The sequence below is a fragment of the Persicimonas caeni genome (assembly GCF_006517175.1).
Classification (GTDB): domain Bacteria; phylum Myxococcota_A; class Bradymonadia; order Bradymonadales; family Bradymonadaceae; genus Persicimonas; species Persicimonas caeni.
In genome coordinates this window covers 1337391-1355618 of sequence record NZ_CP041186.1, presented here as the reverse complement: position 1 = coordinate 1355618, position 18228 = coordinate 1337391, and the positions used below count along the sequence as shown (strand labels likewise).

General features: G+C 62.9%; 13 protein-coding genes. 3 read left to right on the top strand and 10 right to left on the bottom strand.

Annotated elements, in window-relative coordinates; all coding sequences use genetic code 11:
• Positions 1-5: 5 nt before the first annotated feature.
• The 10 genes from FIV42_RS05015 to FIV42_RS04970 form a co-directional block, all read right to left on the bottom strand.
• Positions 6-1613 carry a type II secretion system protein GspK gene (locus tag FIV42_RS05015; protein WP_141196612.1) on the bottom strand — a complete coding sequence of 536 codons (1608 nt, stop codon included), beginning with the start codon at positions 1611-1613 and terminating at the stop codon, positions 6-8.
• Between the two features lie 2 nt (positions 1614-1615).
• The gene (locus FIV42_RS05010; RefSeq protein WP_141196611.1) at positions 1616-2479 is read right to left on the bottom strand and encodes a prepilin-type N-terminal cleavage/methylation domain-containing protein; all 864 of its coding nucleotides are present in this window, start codon (positions 2477-2479) and stop codon (positions 1616-1618) included.
• Positions 2476-3087: a prepilin-type N-terminal cleavage/methylation domain-containing protein gene (locus tag FIV42_RS05005; protein WP_168210421.1), complete on the bottom strand. Its 612-nt coding sequence runs from the start codon at positions 3085-3087 to the stop codon at positions 2476-2478. The genes FIV42_RS05010 and FIV42_RS05005 overlap by 4 nt, the downstream gene beginning before the upstream one ends.
• Positions 3080-3781: a pilus assembly FimT family protein gene (locus FIV42_RS05000; protein WP_141196609.1), complete on the bottom strand. Its 702-nt coding sequence runs from the start codon at positions 3779-3781 to the stop codon at positions 3080-3082. Before FIV42_RS05000 ends, FIV42_RS05005 begins: the two co-directional genes overlap by 8 nt.
• A gap of 350 nt (positions 3782-4131) precedes the next feature.
• Entirely contained in the window at positions 4132-4569 is a 438-nt protein-coding gene (locus FIV42_RS04995) for a type II secretion system protein GspG (RefSeq protein ID WP_141196608.1), read from the bottom strand.
• Positions 4570-4636: 67 nt separating this feature from the next.
• The gene (gene gspF / locus FIV42_RS04990) at positions 4637-5866 is read right to left on the bottom strand and encodes a type II secretion system inner membrane protein GspF (RefSeq protein ID WP_141196607.1); all 1230 of its coding nucleotides are present in this window, start codon (positions 5864-5866) and stop codon (positions 4637-4639) included.
• Entirely contained in the window at positions 5866-7602 is a 1737-nt protein-coding gene (gene gspE / locus FIV42_RS04985) for a type II secretion system ATPase GspE (RefSeq protein WP_141196606.1), read from the bottom strand. Before gspE ends, gspF begins: the two co-directional genes overlap by 1 nt.
• A gap of 33 nt (positions 7603-7635) precedes the next feature.
• Positions 7636-10224, bottom strand: coding sequence for a type II secretion system secretin GspD (gene gspD / locus FIV42_RS04980; protein WP_168210419.1), 2589 nt, complete (start codon positions 10222-10224; stop codon positions 7636-7638).
• A gap of 100 nt (positions 10225-10324) precedes the next feature.
• On the bottom strand, positions 10325-11350 hold the full coding sequence (gene gspC / locus FIV42_RS04975; protein WP_141196604.1) for a type II secretion system protein GspC: 1026 nt from the start codon (positions 11348-11350) through the stop codon (positions 10325-10327).
• A 577-nt stretch (positions 11351-11927) separates the two neighbouring features.
• Positions 11928-13265 (bottom strand): sigma-54-dependent transcriptional regulator, encoded by a 1338-nt coding sequence (locus FIV42_RS04970; protein ID WP_222615379.1) that lies wholly within the window; start codon positions 13263-13265, stop codon positions 11928-11930.
• A gap of 189 nt (positions 13266-13454) precedes the next feature.
• Between FIV42_RS04970 and FIV42_RS04965 the strand changes: the two genes are divergently transcribed.
• The 3 genes from FIV42_RS04965 (at position 13455) to glgC (ending at position 18227) form a co-directional block, all read left to right on the top strand.
• Positions 13455-15122 carry an adenylate/guanylate cyclase domain-containing protein gene (locus FIV42_RS04965; RefSeq protein WP_141196603.1) on the top strand — a complete coding sequence of 556 codons (1668 nt, stop codon included), beginning with the start codon at positions 13455-13457 and terminating at the stop codon, positions 15120-15122.
• Between the two features lie 190 nt (positions 15123-15312).
• Entirely contained in the window at positions 15313-16920 is a 1608-nt protein-coding gene (locus FIV42_RS04960) for a serine/threonine protein kinase (protein WP_141196602.1), read from the top strand.
• 71 nt (positions 16921-16991) lie between these two features.
• Entirely contained in the window at positions 16992-18227 is a 1236-nt protein-coding gene (glgC, locus tag FIV42_RS04955; RefSeq protein ID WP_141196601.1) for a glucose-1-phosphate adenylyltransferase, read from the top strand.
• Position 18228 lies beyond the last annotated feature (1 nt).

Sequence of the window (18228 nt, the reverse complement as noted above, 5' to 3'; positions counted from 1 at the left end):
TCTGTTCATTTTTCTCGCCAGTAAAGCACGCGGCCTTTCGGCATTGCTTCGCGTGTTTCACGCAGCGCTTTCTTGAGCTCTTTGACTTCCTCGGGGTCGTCAACGTTCTCGGTCAATTGCTTCTCACCGGGCAGCCGGCGCACGGTCTTGCCGAAGTCGATCACCGTCTCGATGACCGTCTCGCTCGACCCGTAGGTCCCCTTGGCGCGCAGCCGATAGATGCTCGGGGTGCGCGAGGAGACCGACCGCATCAACCCGGTGCGGTCGAAGTTGACCGTCCACTGGGGAAATTGCGGGTTGAGCGGGTCGACCTGCAGGGCCGGGTTGGCCGCCACCAGTTGCTGGTAGGTCGGCGAGTACATCAGAAACTGCGCCATCACCTGCGGATTGCGCTTGAAATCCTCGACATACGAGGGGAGCTGGCTGACGCTCAAAAACGCGACCGGCTGGCCCTTTTTGGCCGACGGCAGCAGCTTGCTCTCGGTGCTGCCCACGTAGGCCATCAAGACCGACATCGGGTCGGAGAAGAATTGGCGGACCCCGTCGAGCGCCAGGGCGAAATAGAGCACCTGGGAGCGAATCTGCGGGTCGCGAGCGCACAAGTTGAACGGTGAGGCGCTGCCTTCATTCCCACTTCGCGGGGCGATGCCGTTCTGGGCTTCGACGTTGCGGCACAGCACCGAGTAGAAGATCGGGGCGGTGGCCACGTTGAGGTTCGGCCGGCCGACCGGATAGACGGTCATCTGCTCGCCGAACGCCTTCATGAACGTGTCGCTGACCCCTTCGACCTGGTACAGCTCGTCGAGGTGGGTCAGCTTGGCGTCGCGCGGCTCGGTGTCGCGCTCGGCGCGATCGTAAGGGCGCTGCTCGTCGCCGCTCGACGAGCGGATCGTGCAGTCGGGCGTCAGCTCCAAGCCCTGCGTGTTCAGGTCGATATAGTTGACCATCCGCTCCATGACCAGCGCGCGGTCGAGGGTTTCTCCCCACTCGTCCTTCTCCTCGAAGATGCTGTCGTAGGAGCTGTCGACGATCATCGCGCAGATCTCCTGGAGGTCGCCCTCCGAGATCTGGTCGGTGTTGAACCGGTTGATGTCGACCTTGCCCTCCTCGGGGATGATCTCGACGGTGAAATCGCCGCCGAACTCCCCGAAGCCCTCGACGCCGGAGTCCTTCAGGTCGATGCCGCCGACCGGGCTTTCGAGCTTGCCCGAGTTGAACGGTTTCATCAGAAGGTCGACGTACTGGTACATCTGGAAGTTGCTGCGGCGCATCGCCCGGCTGATGAGCTGGGCCATGTCGTCGGCGTCCTCGCCGCGGCCGGCCTCGCGCGACTCCGACTGCAGCGCGTATTGGAACGACAGCAGAAGCCGGCTGATATTGACCGCCGAGCGCGCCAGGTAATAGCTGCGCACCTTGTCGGCGTTATTCGACGACATCGACAAGTTGACGCGGGTCGAATAGGCGTACTCGACCACCGCGGTGGCCAAGATGCCCACTGTGACCGTGACCACGATCAACGCGATGCCCCGCGGGCGCCCCTTCATGGGGTTTTGCGCGGGACGGTCGAGCGCGTCGAGCGTCCTCATCGTCGCTTTGGCGATAAAATCGAGCATGATCAAAACTCCAGCACCTCAGTCGTCTCCAGCTGAGTCTGGATGGTGAAGACCTCTTCGTCGCCGCGTTCGTCTTGCGGCGGAAGGGTCACCCGGATGCGAACGCGGGTGGGCAATCGCCCGGCGAACTCGCTCTTGGTCGTGTCCCAACTGTCGGTCCAGTCGCCCTCGGCCATCTCCTCCATGGTGCCCACGCTGGGCGGGCCCGGGTCCCAATACTCGAATTCGACGTCTTCGATGTTGGGGATCATCGTGTAGATCTTGCCGCCGTCGGTGATGTCGTCGTCGAGGGTGGTGTCCTCGCGGCGCATCAGGCTGTTGACCAGGCGGCCGGTGCGGCTGTCGCGCTTGCGCTCGGTGAAGTAGCCGATCTCGGCGTGCTGGCTGGCCTTCTCGCCGGCGATGCTTCGGATGTGGGCGAAGCTGGTGAAGTTGACCTCGTCGTCGCGCCCGATCATGCCGAATTGGACCGGCTCGCGGCGCGCCTGCAGTTGGGCGACCTTGCCGGCGTTGCCGTCCTGGGCTTCCTGCATCTCTTCCTCTTCGCCTGGAAGCGGCTCGCCGCCGTGCTCCGGGCCGGCGAGGTACGCCGAGGAGAACTCGCGGGCCATGCGGTCCATGGCCACGCGCATGATCTGGTAGCGCTCGAAGCGCTCAGTCATGTAGTCGCGGGTGCTGAACATGCCCGACACGCCCACCCACGTAATCGCGGTGAGCGTGGCGAGCACGGTGACGGCGAGGAGGACTTCGATGAGGGTGAAGCCCGCCTGTGCGCGTCGGTCGTCCGTACCCCACAGCGCGCGATGCGCTTGGGCGATTGTTGTCAGCTTGTCACACCTTGCCAGCTTGTCACGGAGGGTGCTCATTCTTCGCCCCCTTCGCTGCCCGAGTCCGACTCGCCGGTGCCGAACAGGTCGAAGCCGGCCTGGTCGCGGTCGACGATGTACTGGGTGACCGTCATCGTCTCTTCGGAGCCGTGGAAATCGTAGGTGACGACCAGCTTGACGCGGCGAATCTTCTTGCCGATCTGGTTGATCATCTCGGGCACCTGGGCGACGAGCATCGGCAACATGGCGCTGAACGCCGCGTTGCCCTTGAGCGCGCCCTGGGTGTCCTGGCCGCCGAAGAGCTGCGCGTTGACCTGCGCGATGAGCTCCTCTTTGACCTCCGGGGGAATCTCGACCGGGAAAACCTCGGCCTCCCAACTGATGTGGTCGTAGCCCTCTTCACCGAAGTCGCCGTCGAGGCGTTGGACGGTGTCGGGGAAGCCCTCGTCCATCATCTCGTACTCGATGTCGGTCATCTTCGAGCGGGCGAGCTGCGAGACGCGGGTGAGCTTGTTGGCGTAGATCGCCTGCTGGTTGCTCGTGGCCGTGGTGCCGATGAGCACAGTCAGGGCGCTGGCCAAGATGGCCAGAGCGATGAGCACTTCCAAGAGCGTAAAACCGTGTTGTGATCTCAGTCGCTCAATCATCGTCCTCTCCATGCTCGAGCATCTCGCGATCTTCGATCCGCTTGCTGAAGAGCTTGACGCGCCCCGTCAGCGGCTCGTTGACGAGCGAGAAGAAGTCGTCCTCCTCCTCGTTGGTCAACACGATGATCACCGGCTGCTGGAAGCCGTCCGGAAAGAAGTTCACCGCCACTTTGCCGGAGGTGATGGGCGTGTCCTGATAGGCCACGTGCACCTCTTTGATCTTGACGCCCGACTCGAACGCGCGCGGCTCGATGGCGCCGTCTTGGACCTGCTCGTAGGTCGGCGCGCGGTGCACGCCGAACGGGTCGCTCTCCTCGCCGAACAGGTCGGAGGCGTTGGCCTTCTTGGCGTTCTCGCGCTCCTGAGCCTCCTCGGGCAGCACGCCCTCGGAGCTGCCGGCGTTGTCCGGCGCCTCTTGGACCACCGGCGCGTCGGTCACCTCGGTGTGGTATTCGCCCGCTTCGAGGTCGATGACCATGCGGTACTGCGCGCCGTTTACCGCGGCGCGCGTCCAGGTGTACTTCATCGCCGAGGTCATGCGCATCGCCTCGTCCCGCAGGTCGGTCGCGGTGAGCGCGCCGACGGCGTAGAACGACATCCCCGCCAGGCCGGCGACGATGAACATCACGACCATCACTTCGATGATGGTCATGCCCTTCGTCGTGCGAAGGGGAGATGTGGGGCGATGGGTCATTAGGTGCTCGGTTTTACAATGCGTTGATGTCGGCGCGCATAACTAACAGGGGCCGGCGAGCTACATTCCTCATTCGATTTCGGCCTCCGTCGCGGGGTCAAAAAGCGACCCCGGCGACGTCGCCCGATGCGGGCAAGCTGCCCGCGCTCCTAATCACTCGCGCGTCTGAGGCCATTGAATGCCTCTCCCTCGGTCCCTCTCCATCCCTTCGCTTCGCTACGGGCGGAAAGGGAGGCCTCTCCTCGGTCCTCTCCATCCCTTCGCTTCGCTACGGGCGGAGAGGAGGAGGTTGCCGGAGCGCCTCTCGCCGAGGATGTTGCCGGAACAGCTCTCGCCGAGGATGTGCCGGGTCAGCTCTCGCCGCCGTCGCCGCCCGGGGTGATGTCGTCCTCGGTGCCCTCGGTCATGTCGGGGCCCTTGCTCATCAGGGTGAACTCGTTGCGGCTGTCGCGACGGTACACGTACTGCTCGCCCCACGGGTCGCTGGGGACTTCCTGCATGATGTTGCGGTCGACCAGCTTCTGCAGGCTCTCCGGGTACTCGTGCGGGTCGGTGCGCGTGTAGTACATGTCGAGCGACTGGTTCAGGTTGCCCATCTGGATCTTGGCTTCCTTGATGTTGGCTTCCTCGAGGGCGCCGACGACGTAGAAGCCGACCACGCCCATGATGCTGGCCATGATCGTGATGACGATCATGATCTCGATGAGCGTCATGCCGCGGGTGTTGGCGAGTTGGCCGCGCTTGGTGGCTGCCAAGTGGGCTTCCTTGATGTTTTCGATGAGCTTCATTTTCACTCCCTTTTGGGTTTTCGTGTTCTGTTCAGTGCGACGTTGTTGCTTTTTGCCTAAAAGAACGTCATCCCGCTCCAATCGTCTGATTGAGCTGCAGAATCGGCATCATGACAGCGAAGACGATGACTGCCACGCCGGCGCCCATGCCGACGATCATCAACGGCTCTAGCAGGGTGGTCAGCGCCTGGATGCGCATGTCGACCTGCTGGTTGTAGGCGGTGGCCACGTTGTCGAGCATGTCCTCGAGCTGGCCACTCTTCTCGCCGATGGCGATCATGTGGGTGACAAGCGGCGGAAACTCGCCCGAGCGCTTCAGGGGCTGGGCGATCGATTCACCCTCGCGGATGTTGACGCGGGCGTCTTCGACGACTTCGATGAGCCGGTTGTTCCCCAGGATATTTTTGACGATGTCGAGCGCCGTCAGCAGCGGCACGCCGCTGGCCAGGAGGGTTCCCAGCGTGCGGGCGAAGCGCGACACGGCGATCATGCGGACCAGGGGGCCGAAGACGGGGACCTTCAAGACCCAGCGGTCCCACTTGTCTTTGCCCTCCGGTGAGTTCTTCCACTTGAAGAAGGCCCAGATCAGCCCGCCGATGGCCGGCAGGATGACGAACCAGGCGCTGGCGAAGACCTCGCTGGTGCCGATCAGCAGCTGGGTGATCCAGGGCAGGGCGGCGTTCTGGTCCTGGAAGATCTGGGTGACCTTCGGGATGACGAAGATGAAGAGCACGCTCATGATGATGACACCGACGAACATCATGATGATCGGGTAGACCATCGCGCCGATGACTTTGCCGCGCAGCTCGATCTGGGCTTCCAGGAATTCGGTCAGCCGCTCCAGGACGACGTCGAGGTTACCGGAGCTCTCGCCGGCCTTGACCATGTTGACGTACAGGTCGCTGAAGTGCTTGGGGTGGTCGCTGAGCGCCTTGGCTAGGCTCGAGCCCTCGTTGACCTTCTGGCGAATGTCGCTGATGGTGCGCTTGAGCTCGTCCTTTTCGACCTGCTCGCTGAGCGCGTTGAGCGTCTCGACGAGCGGGATGCCGGCGCGGGTGAGCGTGGCCATCTGGCGAGTGAGCACCGAGATGTCGCGCAGGGTGACCCGCTCGAGCATCTTCTGGAAGTCGACCTCACCGGAGGCTTTGGCTCTGCCTCCCTTGCCCTCCCAAATATCCGTGACGTAGATGCCCTGGGATTGCAGAAGCGAGCGCAGCGCCCCCTGGCTGTCGGCGTCTTGGATTCCTTTGACGGTCTTTCCGGACCCGTCCAGGCCTTTGTATTCGTAAACTGGCATTAAGCCGCCTCCGAAACACTATCTTCCTGAGTCACGCGCAGCACCTCTTCGATGCTCGTCTGACCCTGCAGAATCTTGACCGCGCCGTCCTCGCGCAGCGTGTCCATGCCGTGGTTGCAGGCCTCGCGCTTGATGTTGGAGGCGTCGTCGCGGTTCATGATCAGGTTTCTGACCGAGTCCTCGACGCTCAAGACCTCGTAGATGCCGGTACGGCCGCGGTAGCCGAGGCTGATGCACTCTTCGCAGCCGCCTTCGCGGGCGCGGAAGACGTGGCCGCCGACGCGGTCGAGGTCGGCTTTGGTCAGGCCGACTTCCTCGAGTACGGTGGCGTCGGGCACGTACGGCTCTTTGCAGTTCGAGCACAGCCGGCGCACCAGGCGCTGGGCCAGAGAGGCGATCACCGTCGAGCTGACCAGGAAGGGCTCGACGCCCATGTCGATCAGACGGGTGAACGCGCTGGCGGCGTCGTTGGTGTGCAGGGTCGAGAAGACCAAGTGACCGGTCAGCGAGGCCTGAATGGCCATCTCGGCGGTCTCGAGGTCACGAATCTCACCGACCATGATGACGTCGGGGTCGTGGCGAAGGTAGCTGCGCAGGCCGGTGGCGAAGTTCAGCTTGATCTTCGGGTTGACCTGCATCTGGCTGATGCCTTCGAGCTGGTATTCGACCGGATCCTCGATGGTCAGGATATTCTTGTCGGGGGTGTTGATCTCGCTCAAAGACGAGTACAGCGTGGTCGTCTTACCCGAGCCGGTCGGGCCGGTGACCAGCACGATGCCGTTGGGCCGGTGGATGAGCTTGAGCAACGTCTCTTGGTCGGACTTCTTGAGGCCGATGTCGCGCACGTTGAGCAGAACCGCCGACTTGTCCAGGAGACGCATCGTGATGCGCTCGCCGTGGACCGCCGGGGCGGTCGCCACACGAATGTCGATGTCCTTGCCGGCCATCTTGATGCGGATGCGGCCGTCCTGGGGCAGGCGCTTCTCGGCGATGTCGAGGCCCGCCATGATCTTCACACGCGTGATGATCGACGAGTGGAAGCGCTTGGGCGGATGGGCGATCTCTTTGAGGACGCCGTCGATGCGAAAGCGCACCGTCAGGTCTTTTTCGCCCGGCTCGATGTGGATATCGCTGGCACGCTCGCGAACGGCCTGCACGAACAGGCTGTTGACGAAGCGAATGACCGGAGCCTCGTCGTCGTCGCCGGCGTCGAGCAGATCGTTGATGTCGATGCTGGCGTCTTCGGCGTGCGGGCTTTCGGCCTCGTCGAGCTCGTCCAAGCCGGCGCCGAGCTGGCGGCTCTTGCGGTCGAACGCCTTGTTGATGGCGTCACGCAGCGGGCTTGTGGGCACCACGACCGGCAGGACTTCCTTGCCGCTCAAGAAGCGGATCTCATCGAGCGCCTCGACGTTGAGCGGGTCGTCGGTGGCGACCAGGATATAGCCGTCGCGCACGTCGAAGGGGAGCACGCGGTTTTCGCGCGAGTAGCCGAGCTGGAGTTTCTCGAGGAGCCCCAGCTCGATCGCCTCGGCGTCGAGCTCGGCCTGGAAGGGGTAGTCGAGTTGCTCGGCGACCGCCTCCATGACCTGCTTCTCAGAGGCCGCCTCCATCGCGATCAAGATCTGGCCGATGAGGCCGCCTTTGTCGCGCTGCTGGCGCAGGGCCTTGTCGACGGCGTCGGCCGTGACGTGTCCCCGCTGGATCAGGATTTCACCAAGTCTCTGGCGATTATACATATGCCTGCTCGCTCGAAGTCGAGTGTGTCGTTGTTACTGCTGTTCCGGCTCGCCTTGCGGCTGCGCGGGTGCTTCTTGCTCTTGTTCTCCCGGCTGCTCTTGCTGCTCGGGCTGGGGCTGGGGCTCCTCGCCCAGAATCTGGTAGCGCGGGCCCTTGTTCTCGAAGGCCTCGAGCGCCTCTTGGCGCGCCTTGGCCTTGCGCTCGGCTGCGGAGAGCTGATTGCGCATCCGCTCGATGAGGCCGCTGGTCTTCTGGTAGTTGACCGCCGCGGTGTACTCTTTGCGCTGGATTTTGAAGAGCTTGGCCAGTTCGCGGCGCTCTTCCATCTTGCGCTCGTAGATCTTTCGGACGTCCGCCTCGCTCTCGATGATGTAGGGCGTGAGCATCAGCACCAGGTTCTGCTTGGTCTTGGTGGTGCCGGTGTTGCGGAACAGAAAGCCGATGACCGGGATATCGCCCAGGAACGGAATCTTGGTGACCGTCTTCGACTCGCGCTCCTTCATCAGACCGCCGATGACGATGGTCGACTGGTCCTCGACCAGCACGACCGTCTTGGTGGTGCGCTTGGTGCGAGTGGGGATTTCACTTCCCAGGTTGCTCGCCCCTTTGATGTCGCTGACCTCTTGGTCGATCTCGAGGCGAACGAAGTTGCTCTCGTTGATCTGGGGGAGGATGCGAAGCGTGATGCCGACGTCCTCGTACTCGATGGGCGAGATGAGCCCGCCCAGGCCGCCGAGCGCGCCGAGGCCGCCGAGTCCGGCGGCGGCGTTTTGCCCACCGGCTTGGCTGGCCAGGCCGCTGAGCGCGCCGAGGCCGCCCAGGCCGCCGGCGCCGCTGGCCAGACCGCGCACAAACGGCACCCGGTCGGCCACCACGATCTCGGCCTCTTCGTTGTCCATGGTCATCACGGCCGGAGCCGACAGCAGATTCACAGAACGGTCAGTCTGCGAAGCTTGCAGCGTCAACGCGAAGGCCGGCAGTGAAATTTCCGTGCCCGGAATCGTAGCAATCGGACCGATGAGGCCGATGGAGCCGGCGAGGCCGCCGCCGAACAGAGAGGTGAGCCCCTGGAAGTTCGACTGGCCGATGATGCCGCCCTGGGTGTCCTCGATGAGGCCGCTCTCCTGGGCGGAGTCGGGGATGATGCCGTCGTAGTCCTGGCCGCTGACCGCGGTCACGCCCATGCCGTACTGCATGTCGTTGTCCATGGCGATCTCGAGGATGACCGCCTCGACGTAGACCTGCTTGCGGGGCCGATCGAGGAGGTCGATGACCGTCTCGAGGGCCACGTAGTCTTTGGGCGAAGCGGTCACGACCAGCGCGTTGTTCGGCTTGTAGGCGGTGATCTGGACCTCGCCCTCGAGGAGCGCGGCGACCTGGCCGGCGACGCCCTCACCGCCGCGAGCACGAGCTCGGGCGGTGCGCTGGCGTTGCTGCTGGTTCTGGCCGGAGGTCAGGTTCGACAGGGTCGACGAGATCTCCTCGGCGTCGGCGTACTCCAAGAACTTCACGTGCACCTGGCCGCCCACGGCGGTGGGCACGTCCAAAATCTCAATCATCTCGCGGATCTTTTCGAAGTCGCGCGGGTTGGCCACGATGATGAGCTTGTTGGTGCGCTCGTCGGCCAAGATCTGCGAGATCTGGACGTTGAGGTCGCCTTCGCCGCCGTCAGTGGCCGCTTGCTGCGCCTTGGTGTTGCGGCGCCGCGTGCGGCGGTTGGTCTGCTGGTTGCCTTGTTCGGCCTCGAAGATCTCCATGAGCTTCTGCTGGACATCGGTGGCCTCGGCGTATTGCACCTCGTAGACGTAGACCTGCTGGACAGCCTCGTCCTGGTCGAGCTGCTTGATGAGCTTGCGCAGCCGGTCGAGGTTCGAGGCGTTCTCGGTGATGATCAGGCTGCTGCCGTACGGGATGATCGTGGCGAACTGGCTGGCGAACTTGCCGATGATCTGCTCCATCTCATCGGGCGGCGTGTTCTCCACCGGCACGATGGCGGTGACCATGCGGGGCACGCCGGGCAGGCGCTCGTCGCCGCTGTAGGTCTCGATGGACGAGCTGATCGCCTCTTTGGCCTGCACGATCTTGGAGAACTGACCGAACGGCACGATCGTCAGCCCGTTCATCTCGAGGGCGGCCACGAACGCGCGGTAGGCCTGCGCCAGGGTCACCTCTTCGGGCGAGATGATCGTGATCGTCTTGTTGGCCTGCAGGCTGTCGGAGATGATGAAGTTCTTGTTCATCGCCGCCGCGAAGAATTTGACGACCTCTTCGAGCTGGGCCTGCCGAAAGTCGAGCGTCACCTTGGTGCTTCGCGGGGTGCGCTTGGGCCGATAATTCGGGTCGAAGTTCGGCGGCAGGTTGTACTGCTCGTTGGGGTCGACGTTCTGCGGGGTGATCACCTGCCCCTGGGGCTTCTGTTGCTGGCCCTGGTTTTGACGTCGGTTGCGTTGCTGTTGCGCCTGGTTGTCCTCTTGGTCCTGCTCTTCGTCGGCTTGATCGCCGCCGCGTTGGATCACGCCCGGCTTTTTGCCCTGGACGTCCTGCGCGGCGGCCACAGACGGTACGGCCAGCCCCACGAGGATCGAAACAGCCAGAAAGGTTCGCTGGAATCGTCGTCGCATCGAAATCATCAACTACTTCTCGTAGATTCGGTAAAAACGTCTTATTGAACCGACGCCCGTCCAGAGCCCCGATGTGGGGCGCTCGAAGGGGGCGTCGTACTCATCGGATATTGTAATTCAGCTTTCGCTTCTGGCCGCGGCGCTCGATCTCGACGGTGACGTCACCGGAGTCGCGCATGCGCTCGAACAGCTCCATGGCCTCTTGCGAGGTGTTGATCTCTTTTCCGTTGACCGAGTGGATCACGTCGCCACTCTGGATGCCCAGCTTCGAATACACACTGTTGGGGCTGATGCCGACGAGCTTGAGCCCGTCGCGCTTGCCGTTTTTGTAGTTGGGCACCACGCGGCCCTGGCGAGCCAGGTCCTGTTTGTCTTCGATCTGTTTGTTGATGGCGTTGCGGTCGACCTCGAATTTGTCGCGGCCCACCGATTTGATCGAGTCGCCCGCCGAGCCGCGCGTCGAGGCGCGCCGGGTGCGAGGCGGCTGCTTGATCGGGGTGGGACGCGGCGTGCGGTCGAGCGTGGACGCGGTCGTGGCGCTCGGGTCGCCGCCGATGGTCTTGTCCATGCGGATATACTCGAGGCGGCCGTTGCGCTTGAGGATGACCCGGTCGCGGCGAATCTCGACGAGTTCGGCGCCGTTGGTGACGAGGTCACCGGGGCTGAGCACCAGCGTTTCGCTGGAGTTGTCGTCGCGGATGAGCGCCATCGAGTATTCGGGATTGTCGGCGACCATCGCGCCCATCAACTTCATGTTGAGGTCGCTCAAGACAGGCACGTCCGAGTCGACCGGCGGCTGATCCTCGGCGGGCACGCATTGACCGGCCTGGCATTCTTGGCCGTCGGGGCAGCCGCCTTCGCATTCGTCCTTGGGCGTGGTGTCGGGGCAACCGAACAGGCACAGCGACGCGATCGTGCGGTCCCAGTTCTGGCCGCGACGCCGCGTGGGCTGGCGCTTGGCGGGCTCGTCGGCCTGCTTGGCGCTCATGTCGGGCAGCTTGGGCACCGTCAGCGGCGCCAGTTGGCTGGCTACGATGTTGTTGGTCATCAGCGCCAGCAAGAACGCACCGATGGCGATCAGGGCCAGGGCGACGGTCCAACCGTATTTTCGAAGAAAGTTCTCCATAATCAGCCAAACGCTCGATGGCTAGAGTGTCCAAGACGTCCGTACGACGAACGGGAGTGAGTCACTGCGGCAAACAGCACCTGCCAGAGGTTCATTCCAAACCCACCCTCGCGGGAGCACGGGACGGTCGACTACTAGTTAGAGCAAGAGCCGTGCCAACCTCGAAAGGCCGTCTGGGCGGCGCTACGGGCAGGTGGGGCAGCGGGTTTAGCATAGGTTTGTGACATTTTGTCAATCGGGCAGGATTGGGAGGGGATCGAGTGACAAAATGTCAACGCGCCTGGAAACCGGCCGACAATCCGACATCTTCCTCCCCGCTTTGCAGTCATAAAGTGGGGAGGACCGAGGAGGGGACCCCTCCTCCGCGAGCGAAGCGAAGTGGAGGAGGATCGAGGAGGAGGAAGGTAGGCGTGCGAAAAGAGAAAAGATGCAAAAGAAGAGGCCTCTCCCTCGGTCCCTCTCCACTCCGCTACGCTGCGTGGAAAGGGAGGCCTCTCCTCGGTCCTCTCCATCCCTCGGCTGCGCCTCGGGCGGAGAGGAAGATGTCGAGGGAGTGCGCGCCTTCAGAGGTTGGCGCTCAGAGTTTGCGGTAGATCGTACGCGTCGAGATATCGAGCAGCTTCGCGGCGAGTTTCTTGTCGCCGCCGGTCATTTTGAGCGTCTCGTGAAGCACGCGCTGCTCGATTTCGTCGAGCGGGGTGCCCAGCGGGATGGTGATGTGGCGGGACTCGCCTTCGTAGGAGACGATGTGGTCGGGGACGTCGTCGACGTCGATGAGACCGTCTTTGTCGAGCACGACGGCGCGCTCGATGACGTTTTCGAGTTCGCGGACGTTGCCGGGCCACTTGTAGTTCGACAGGGCGTCGAGGGCCTCGCGGCTCAGCCCGCTGATCTCGCGTTTGTTCTTCTTTCGGTACTTGCCCAAGAAGTGCTCGGCCAGGAGCGGGACGTCCTCGAGGCGGTGGCGAAGCGGGGGGATTTCGATGTTGACGACGTTGAGGCGGTAGTACAGGTCTTCGCGGAAGTTGCCCGCCTCCATCTCCTCTTCGAGGTCCTTGTGGGTGGCGGCGACGATGCGCACGTCGACGCGGATGGGCTGGTTGGAGCCCAGGCGCTCGAACTCGCCTTCTTGGAGCACGCGCAGCAATTTGACCTGCACTTGCGGGGTGAGCTCGCCGATCTCGTCGAGGAAGAGGGTGCCGCCGTCGGCGGCCTCGAAGCGGCCGATTTTGCGGCCGTTGGCGCCGGTGAAGGCGCCTTCTTCGTAGCCGAAGAGTTCGCTCTCCAGGATCGACTCGGGCAGGGCGGCGCAGTTGACCGCCACGAAGGGCTCGTCGGCGCGCTCGCTCAGCTCGTAGATCATACGAGCGAACAGCTCCTTGCCGGTGCCCGACTCGCCGGTGAGCATCACGGTGGCGTCGCTCGTGGCGACCTGGCGTACCAGGTCGAGTGCGTCGCGAAACGCCGGCGACTGGCCCACGATGTTCCTGTCGTTGGTCAGGTCGGCGAGCTTGGCCTTGAGCTTGCGGTTTTCGGCGACGAGCGCCTGGCGCTCGAGGGCCTGGCGGGCCGCCTTGAGGATGGTCGCCCGCTTGATCGGCTTGCTTACAAAGTCGTAGGCGCCCGCCTTCATCCCGCGGACGGCCCGCTCGACGGTGCCAAAAGCGGTCATCAAGATGACCTCGGCTTGGGGCTGCAGCGTCTGGACCAGCTTGAGCAGGTCCATCCCGTCGACCTCGCCCATCTTCAGGTCGGTGATCACCAGGTGGACCCGCTCGGCGCGGATGATGTCGAGGGCCGCTTCGCCGCTCTCGGCGGTGAGCACCTCGTGGCCCTCCTTGGTGAAGAGTCGCTCGAGGGTCTTGAGGTGAGCGACTTCATCGTCGACGAGCAAGATTTTGGAGGATTCGGGCATAAGTGGATCGGGTGGCGATGCTTGTGGTCAGGCGTGTTGCTCCAACGGCGATATTACGCAGATTCATTCCCATACGTCACCCTCTGCTTCTCCATTGCAGCATTGAAGTTGTTGAGAAAGTTCGATAGAACTCTGTGAGTGCCACGCAGCGCAATTTTTTAGGATTTTCCGTTCTCTTGTTCTCCATTCATGGCGAAGCTGTCATACCGAGATGCGCGTGGTGTTCTCCACGAACACCAATTGGGGAAGCGAACCTCTATTGGGCGCCACCCGGACCAAGCCATTCAAATCTTGGACCGAGTGGTCTCGAAGCAGCACGCCGAGGTCGTGGCCCTGCCCGACGGCGGCTTTGCCGTTCAGGACGGTGGTAGTCGAAACGGCACCTACGTCAACGGTTCGCTGATCCAGGACGGCCATCGCCTCAGCGATGGTGATCGCATCACTGTCGGCTCGACCGACATGTTCTATCACGAGGAGCGGGAGCCCAACACCGACTCGTTTACCGAGACGCGCGGTGGTCGGGTCACCATCCACTCCGACGATCTGCAGACTCATATCCGCAGCAAGCTCGCCCACCAGGTTCAAGACCGGTTTTTGCCCGAATCGACGATTCGCGACGACGCCACGGTGCGCCGCGACTACGAGAAGCTGCGCATCGCCCACGAGCTCAGCCAGTCGATCGGCGTGGAGATGGACCTCGAGGTGCTGCTGCAAAAGATCCTCGACAAGGCATTCGAGATCTTTCCGGCCGACCGCGGCGTGATTTTGCTGCGCCCCGAAGAGTCCGACAGCCTCGTGCCCATGGTCGTCAAATCGCGCCAGGGAGACGACGGCGACGTCGACGACGTGCGCATCAGCCAGACCATCCTCAACGAGGTATGCGAGGAGAAGCAGGCCGTGCTCTCGTCGGACGCGATGAGCGACTCGCGCTTTTCGGGCAGCCACTCGATCATCCTGGGGCAGATTCGCTCGACGATGAGCGTGCCGCTGCTCCATGAAAAGCGCATTCTCGGGGTCATTCACCTCGATTCGAAGCTCGCCAGCGGGGCGTTTACCGAGAAAGACCTCCAGATTCTGACCGGCTTTGCCCGTCAGGCCGCCGCGATGGTCCAGCACCACCGGCTGCTCAAGAAGATGGAGGCCGAGATCGTCGTGCGTGAGAAGATGCGCCGGCTCCTGTCGCCCCAGCTTGTCGAGGAGGTCGTCAGCGGCCGGCTCGAGCTCAAGAAGGGCGGCGAGCTTCGTCACGCCACGGTCATGTTCGCCGATATCCGAAATTTCACGTCGGTCAGCGAGCAGTTGCCGCCCCAAGAAGTCGTCGACAACATCAACGAGTATTTCGAGCTGATGGTCGACGTGATCTTCAAGTACGAGGGCACCCTCGACAAGTTCATCGGCGACGAGATCATGGCCATCTGGGGCGCGCCCATCGGCCACCCGGACGACGCCGAGCGCGCCGTGCGTTGCGTCATCGAGATGCAGCAGGTGCTCGAGCAGTACAACGCCGAGCGCGAGGCTGCCGGCGAGATGACCTTCAAGATCGGCATCGGTCTGAACACCGGCGAAGTCGTGGCCGGTTATATGGGCTCGACCAAGAGCATGAACTACACGGTGATGGGCGATGTGGTGAATACCGCCGCCCGATTTTGCTCTGCGGCCGGCCCGGACGAGATTCTTATCGGCGAGGACACCTTCGCCGAGGTCGCCGACATGGTCGACTACGAATTGTTGCCGCCGACCAAGCTCAAAGGCAAGATGGAGCACGTCGACATCTACCGCATCCTCGGCCTGAAGGGCGCCGGCAGCTTCGAGCGTGAGGATACGCAGCGCACCGCGCCGCCGCGCGACGAGAATTGAGAGCTATCATGGCGGACAAACAACGAATTGAGGGGCGTGCGATCGGCCCGCCTGGGTGAATTGGACGACCCCCAAATTGTAGTTTGTCTGCTTGAATAGTCGTTTGTCTGCTCAAATAGACAGCCTTGCACTGATGACATATATTGGCTGGGACCTTTCATGCCGACCAACACCAGGTAACTGACGCCCCATGGCCCAACAGCGATATCAGGTCATCGAACGTATCGACGCCGGTGGCATGGCCGAAGTTTTCAAGGCCAACTCCACCAGCTTGCAGGGCTTCCAGAAGTTGGTCGCCATCAAGCGCGTTCTGCCGTCGTTGACCCAGAACGAGCGCTTCGTGCGCATGTTCCTCGACGAGGCGAAGGTCAGCCTCCACCTCAACCACACCAACATCGTCCAGGTCTTCGATCTGGGTATTGCCGACGGCACCTACTTCATCGTCATGGAGTTCGTCGACGGCACCAACCTCAAAAAGATCATCCAGCTTCTGGGCGAGCGAAAGCAGCGTTTGCCGGTCGAGCAGGCCGTCTACATCGCCTTGGAGGTGTGCAAAGGGCTCGCTCACGCGCACCAGAAGCGTGACCAGCAAGACAACCACTTGAGCATCGTCCACCGCGACATCAGCCCGCCCAACGTGCTGATGAGCCGCGAGGGCGAGGTCAAGATCACCGACTTCGGTCTGGCCAAGGCCAAGAGCCAGGCCGAGATTACCGATCCGGGCGTGGTCAAAGGCAAGTTCGGGTATCTGTCACCCGAGGCCGCCAACGGAGAGGACGTCGACGCGCGGACCGACATCTTCGCCGTGGGCATCGTCCTGTGGGAGATGCTCGCCGGGCGGCGACTCTTTTTGGGCAAGAGCGACTACGACACGCTCAAGCAGGTCCAGCAAGCCAAGATTCCGCCGCTGTCCAAATACGGCCGCGAGATCCCCAGGGATCTGCAGCAAATCTTGGCGCGTTCGCTGACCCAAGACCCTGCGACGCGCTACCAGAGTGCCGAAGAGATGGGGCGGGCGCTGGCAGGCTTTTTGTTCTCACACGGCATGGTCGTCTCGGCGTTCGACATCGCTCAGCTGGTCGAGAGCGTGCTCGACAAGAAGGACGACAAGACCACCGCCGCCGACGTGGCTGCCGGCCAAGAGGTCCAGCGCGAACTCAATCAGCTCATGTCCCTCGAGGAGATGGGCAATCTCGACCTGTTCATGGCCGAGCACTACGGCCAGATCGCCCAAGATTCCGAGGCGAGCGGCGAGTACGACGGCGAGGGCGAAGACCCGCGCGATTGGATGGACCTTGGCTTTGGCGGCGAGGATTTCGCCGGCGGTTTCGAAGGCGGCGAGCCTCCCCATGGCGCGCCCGCAGGCAGTGACTCGGACAGCTGGCAAGAGGGAGGTCTTCAAGACGTCGCTCGAGCGACCCAGTCGATGCAGGCCATCAAGGGACCCAAGCCCGACCCGAAGAAAAAGAAGCAACAGGCGCAACAGAAACGGCAGCGCCCGCAGCAGAACCAGCGCTCGCCCCAGCAGGGCCAAGGCCGCCAGGGAGACGCGTTGATGAACTCCGGCGGCCAGCAGAGTCCACCGAACCCGAGCGGACGCGGGCCGAATCAGCAGCCTCAACAGCCGCCGCCCACGCAACAGCCCCAGCCCACCCAGCAGCAGACACCGCCGGTCGAGCAGGTGCCTAAAAACCATCAGCCCGACAAGCAGGCCGTCGGCAAGGCCGCCATCTTGCTCATCGGGCTCCTCGTCTTGGCAATTCTGGGCGCAGGCGCGTATTTGCTGACGCAGATGTGAGTTGAATTCAGGCGAAGACGACTAGCAGGCGTTTCTAATCTGCAAGGCGATCAATCTCAGGAAGGGTAAGAATGGACGACGTACTCGTCATGATTCTAGCCGGCGGCCAGGGTAGCAGGCTCATGCCGCTGACCGAAGATCGCGCCAAGCCCGCCGTGCCATTCGGTGGGCGCTATCGGATCATCGACTTCGTGCTGTCGAACTTCATCAACAGCGGCTTCTACCAGATCAAGGTCTTGACGCAGTACAAGGCCGACAGCCTCATCAACCACATCTCGCGTGGCTGGCGGCTCTCGGAGCTTGTGGGCCACTACGTCGACGCGGTGCCCGCCCAACAGCGGCGCGGGCCGCACTGGTATCGCGGCAGCGCAGACTCGATTTATCAGAACCTCAACTTGATCGAGGATGCCGAGCCGCGCGACGTGTGCGTCTTTGGCGGCGACCACATCTACAAGATGGACGTGCGCCAGATGGTCGACTTTCACCGCGACTCTAACGGCGACTTGACCGTGGCTGCGGTTCCGGTGCCAATCGAAGATGGCTGGCAATTTGGCATCATCGAGTCGGATGAAGAGGGGCGGATCATCGGGTTCGAGGAGAAGCCCGAAAACCCCAGGCCGATGCCCGGCGATCCGACCCGCTGCTTGGCGTCGATGGGCAACTACATCTTCGAGACCGGCGCGTTGGTCGACGAGGTGAGTCGCGACGCCCACGACGAAGATTCGGTCCACGACTTCGGAAAGAGCATCGTGACCAAGATGGTCCGCGATGAGGTCTCCGACGTGTTCGTGTACGACTTCTCGCAGAACGTCGTGCGCGGTCAGACCGAGCGTGAGCGCGGCTACTGGCGTGACGTCGGCACGATCGACGCCTATTGGCAATCTTCGATGGATCTCGTGGCCATCGACCCCGAATTCGACCTCTACAACCCGAAGTGGCCCATCCGCACGCGCTACGAACACCACGCGCCGGCCAAATTCGTACACGACGACCCGTCGCACAACCGGGTGGGCACGGCCATCAACTCGATGGTCGCCGAAGGCGCCATCGTCTCCGGTGGTGTCATCCGCAACTCGATTCTGTTTCCCCGCGTACGCGTGAACTCCTACTCGCGGATCGAGGATTCGGTGCTCTTCGACGGTGTCGACATCGGCCGGCGTGCCAAGATTCGCCGAGCGGTGATCGACAAAGGCGTCGCCATCCCGCCGGACACCGTCATCGGCTACGACCTGGAGAAGGATCGCCAGCGCTTTACTGTCTCTGACGGCGGCGTCGTCGTCATCCCCAAAGGCGCAGTATTCAACTGAT

Excerpts from the sequence above, each read along its gene's own strand:
- gspD (WP_168210419.1), bottom strand. The coding sequence starts at position 10,224 with ATGCGACGACGATTCCAGCGAACCTTTCTGGCTGTTTCGATCCTCGTG.
- gspE (WP_141196606.1), bottom strand. The coding sequence starts at position 7,602 with ATGTATAATCGCCAGAGACTTGGTGAAATCCTGATCCAGCGGGGACAC.
- FIV42_RS05000 (WP_141196609.1), bottom strand. The coding sequence starts at position 3,781 with ATGACCCATCGCCCCACATCTCCCCTTCGCACGACGAAGGGCATGACC.
- FIV42_RS04970 (WP_222615379.1), bottom strand. The coding sequence starts at position 13,265 with ATGCCCGAATCCTCCAAAATCTTGCTCGTCGACGATGAAGTCGCTCAC.
- gspF (WP_141196607.1), bottom strand. The coding sequence starts at position 5,866 with ATGCCAGTTTACGAATACAAAGGCCTGGACGGGTCCGGAAAGACCGTC.
- FIV42_RS04960 (WP_141196602.1), top strand. The coding sequence starts at position 15,313 with ATGGCCCAACAGCGATATCAGGTCATCGAACGTATCGACGCCGGTGGC.
- FIV42_RS05010 (WP_141196611.1), bottom strand. The coding sequence starts at position 2,479 with ATGAGCACCCTCCGTGACAAGCTGGCAAGGTGTGACAAGCTGACAACA.
- FIV42_RS05015 (WP_141196612.1), bottom strand. The coding sequence starts at position 1,613 with ATGCTCGATTTTATCGCCAAAGCGACGATGAGGACGCTCGACGCGCTC.
- FIV42_RS04965 (WP_141196603.1), top strand. The coding sequence starts at position 13,455 with ATGGCGAAGCTGTCATACCGAGATGCGCGTGGTGTTCTCCACGAACAC.
- FIV42_RS05005 (WP_168210421.1), bottom strand. The coding sequence starts at position 3,087 with ATGATTGAGCGACTGAGATCACAACACGGTTTTACGCTCTTGGAAGTG.
- glgC (WP_141196601.1), top strand. The coding sequence starts at position 16,992 with ATGGACGACGTACTCGTCATGATTCTAGCCGGCGGCCAGGGTAGCAGG.
- FIV42_RS04995 (WP_141196608.1), bottom strand. The coding sequence starts at position 4,569 with ATGAAGCTCATCGAAAACATCAAGGAAGCCCACTTGGCAGCCACCAAG.
- gspC (WP_141196604.1), bottom strand. The coding sequence starts at position 11,350 with ATGGAGAACTTTCTTCGAAAATACGGTTGGACCGTCGCCCTGGCCCTG.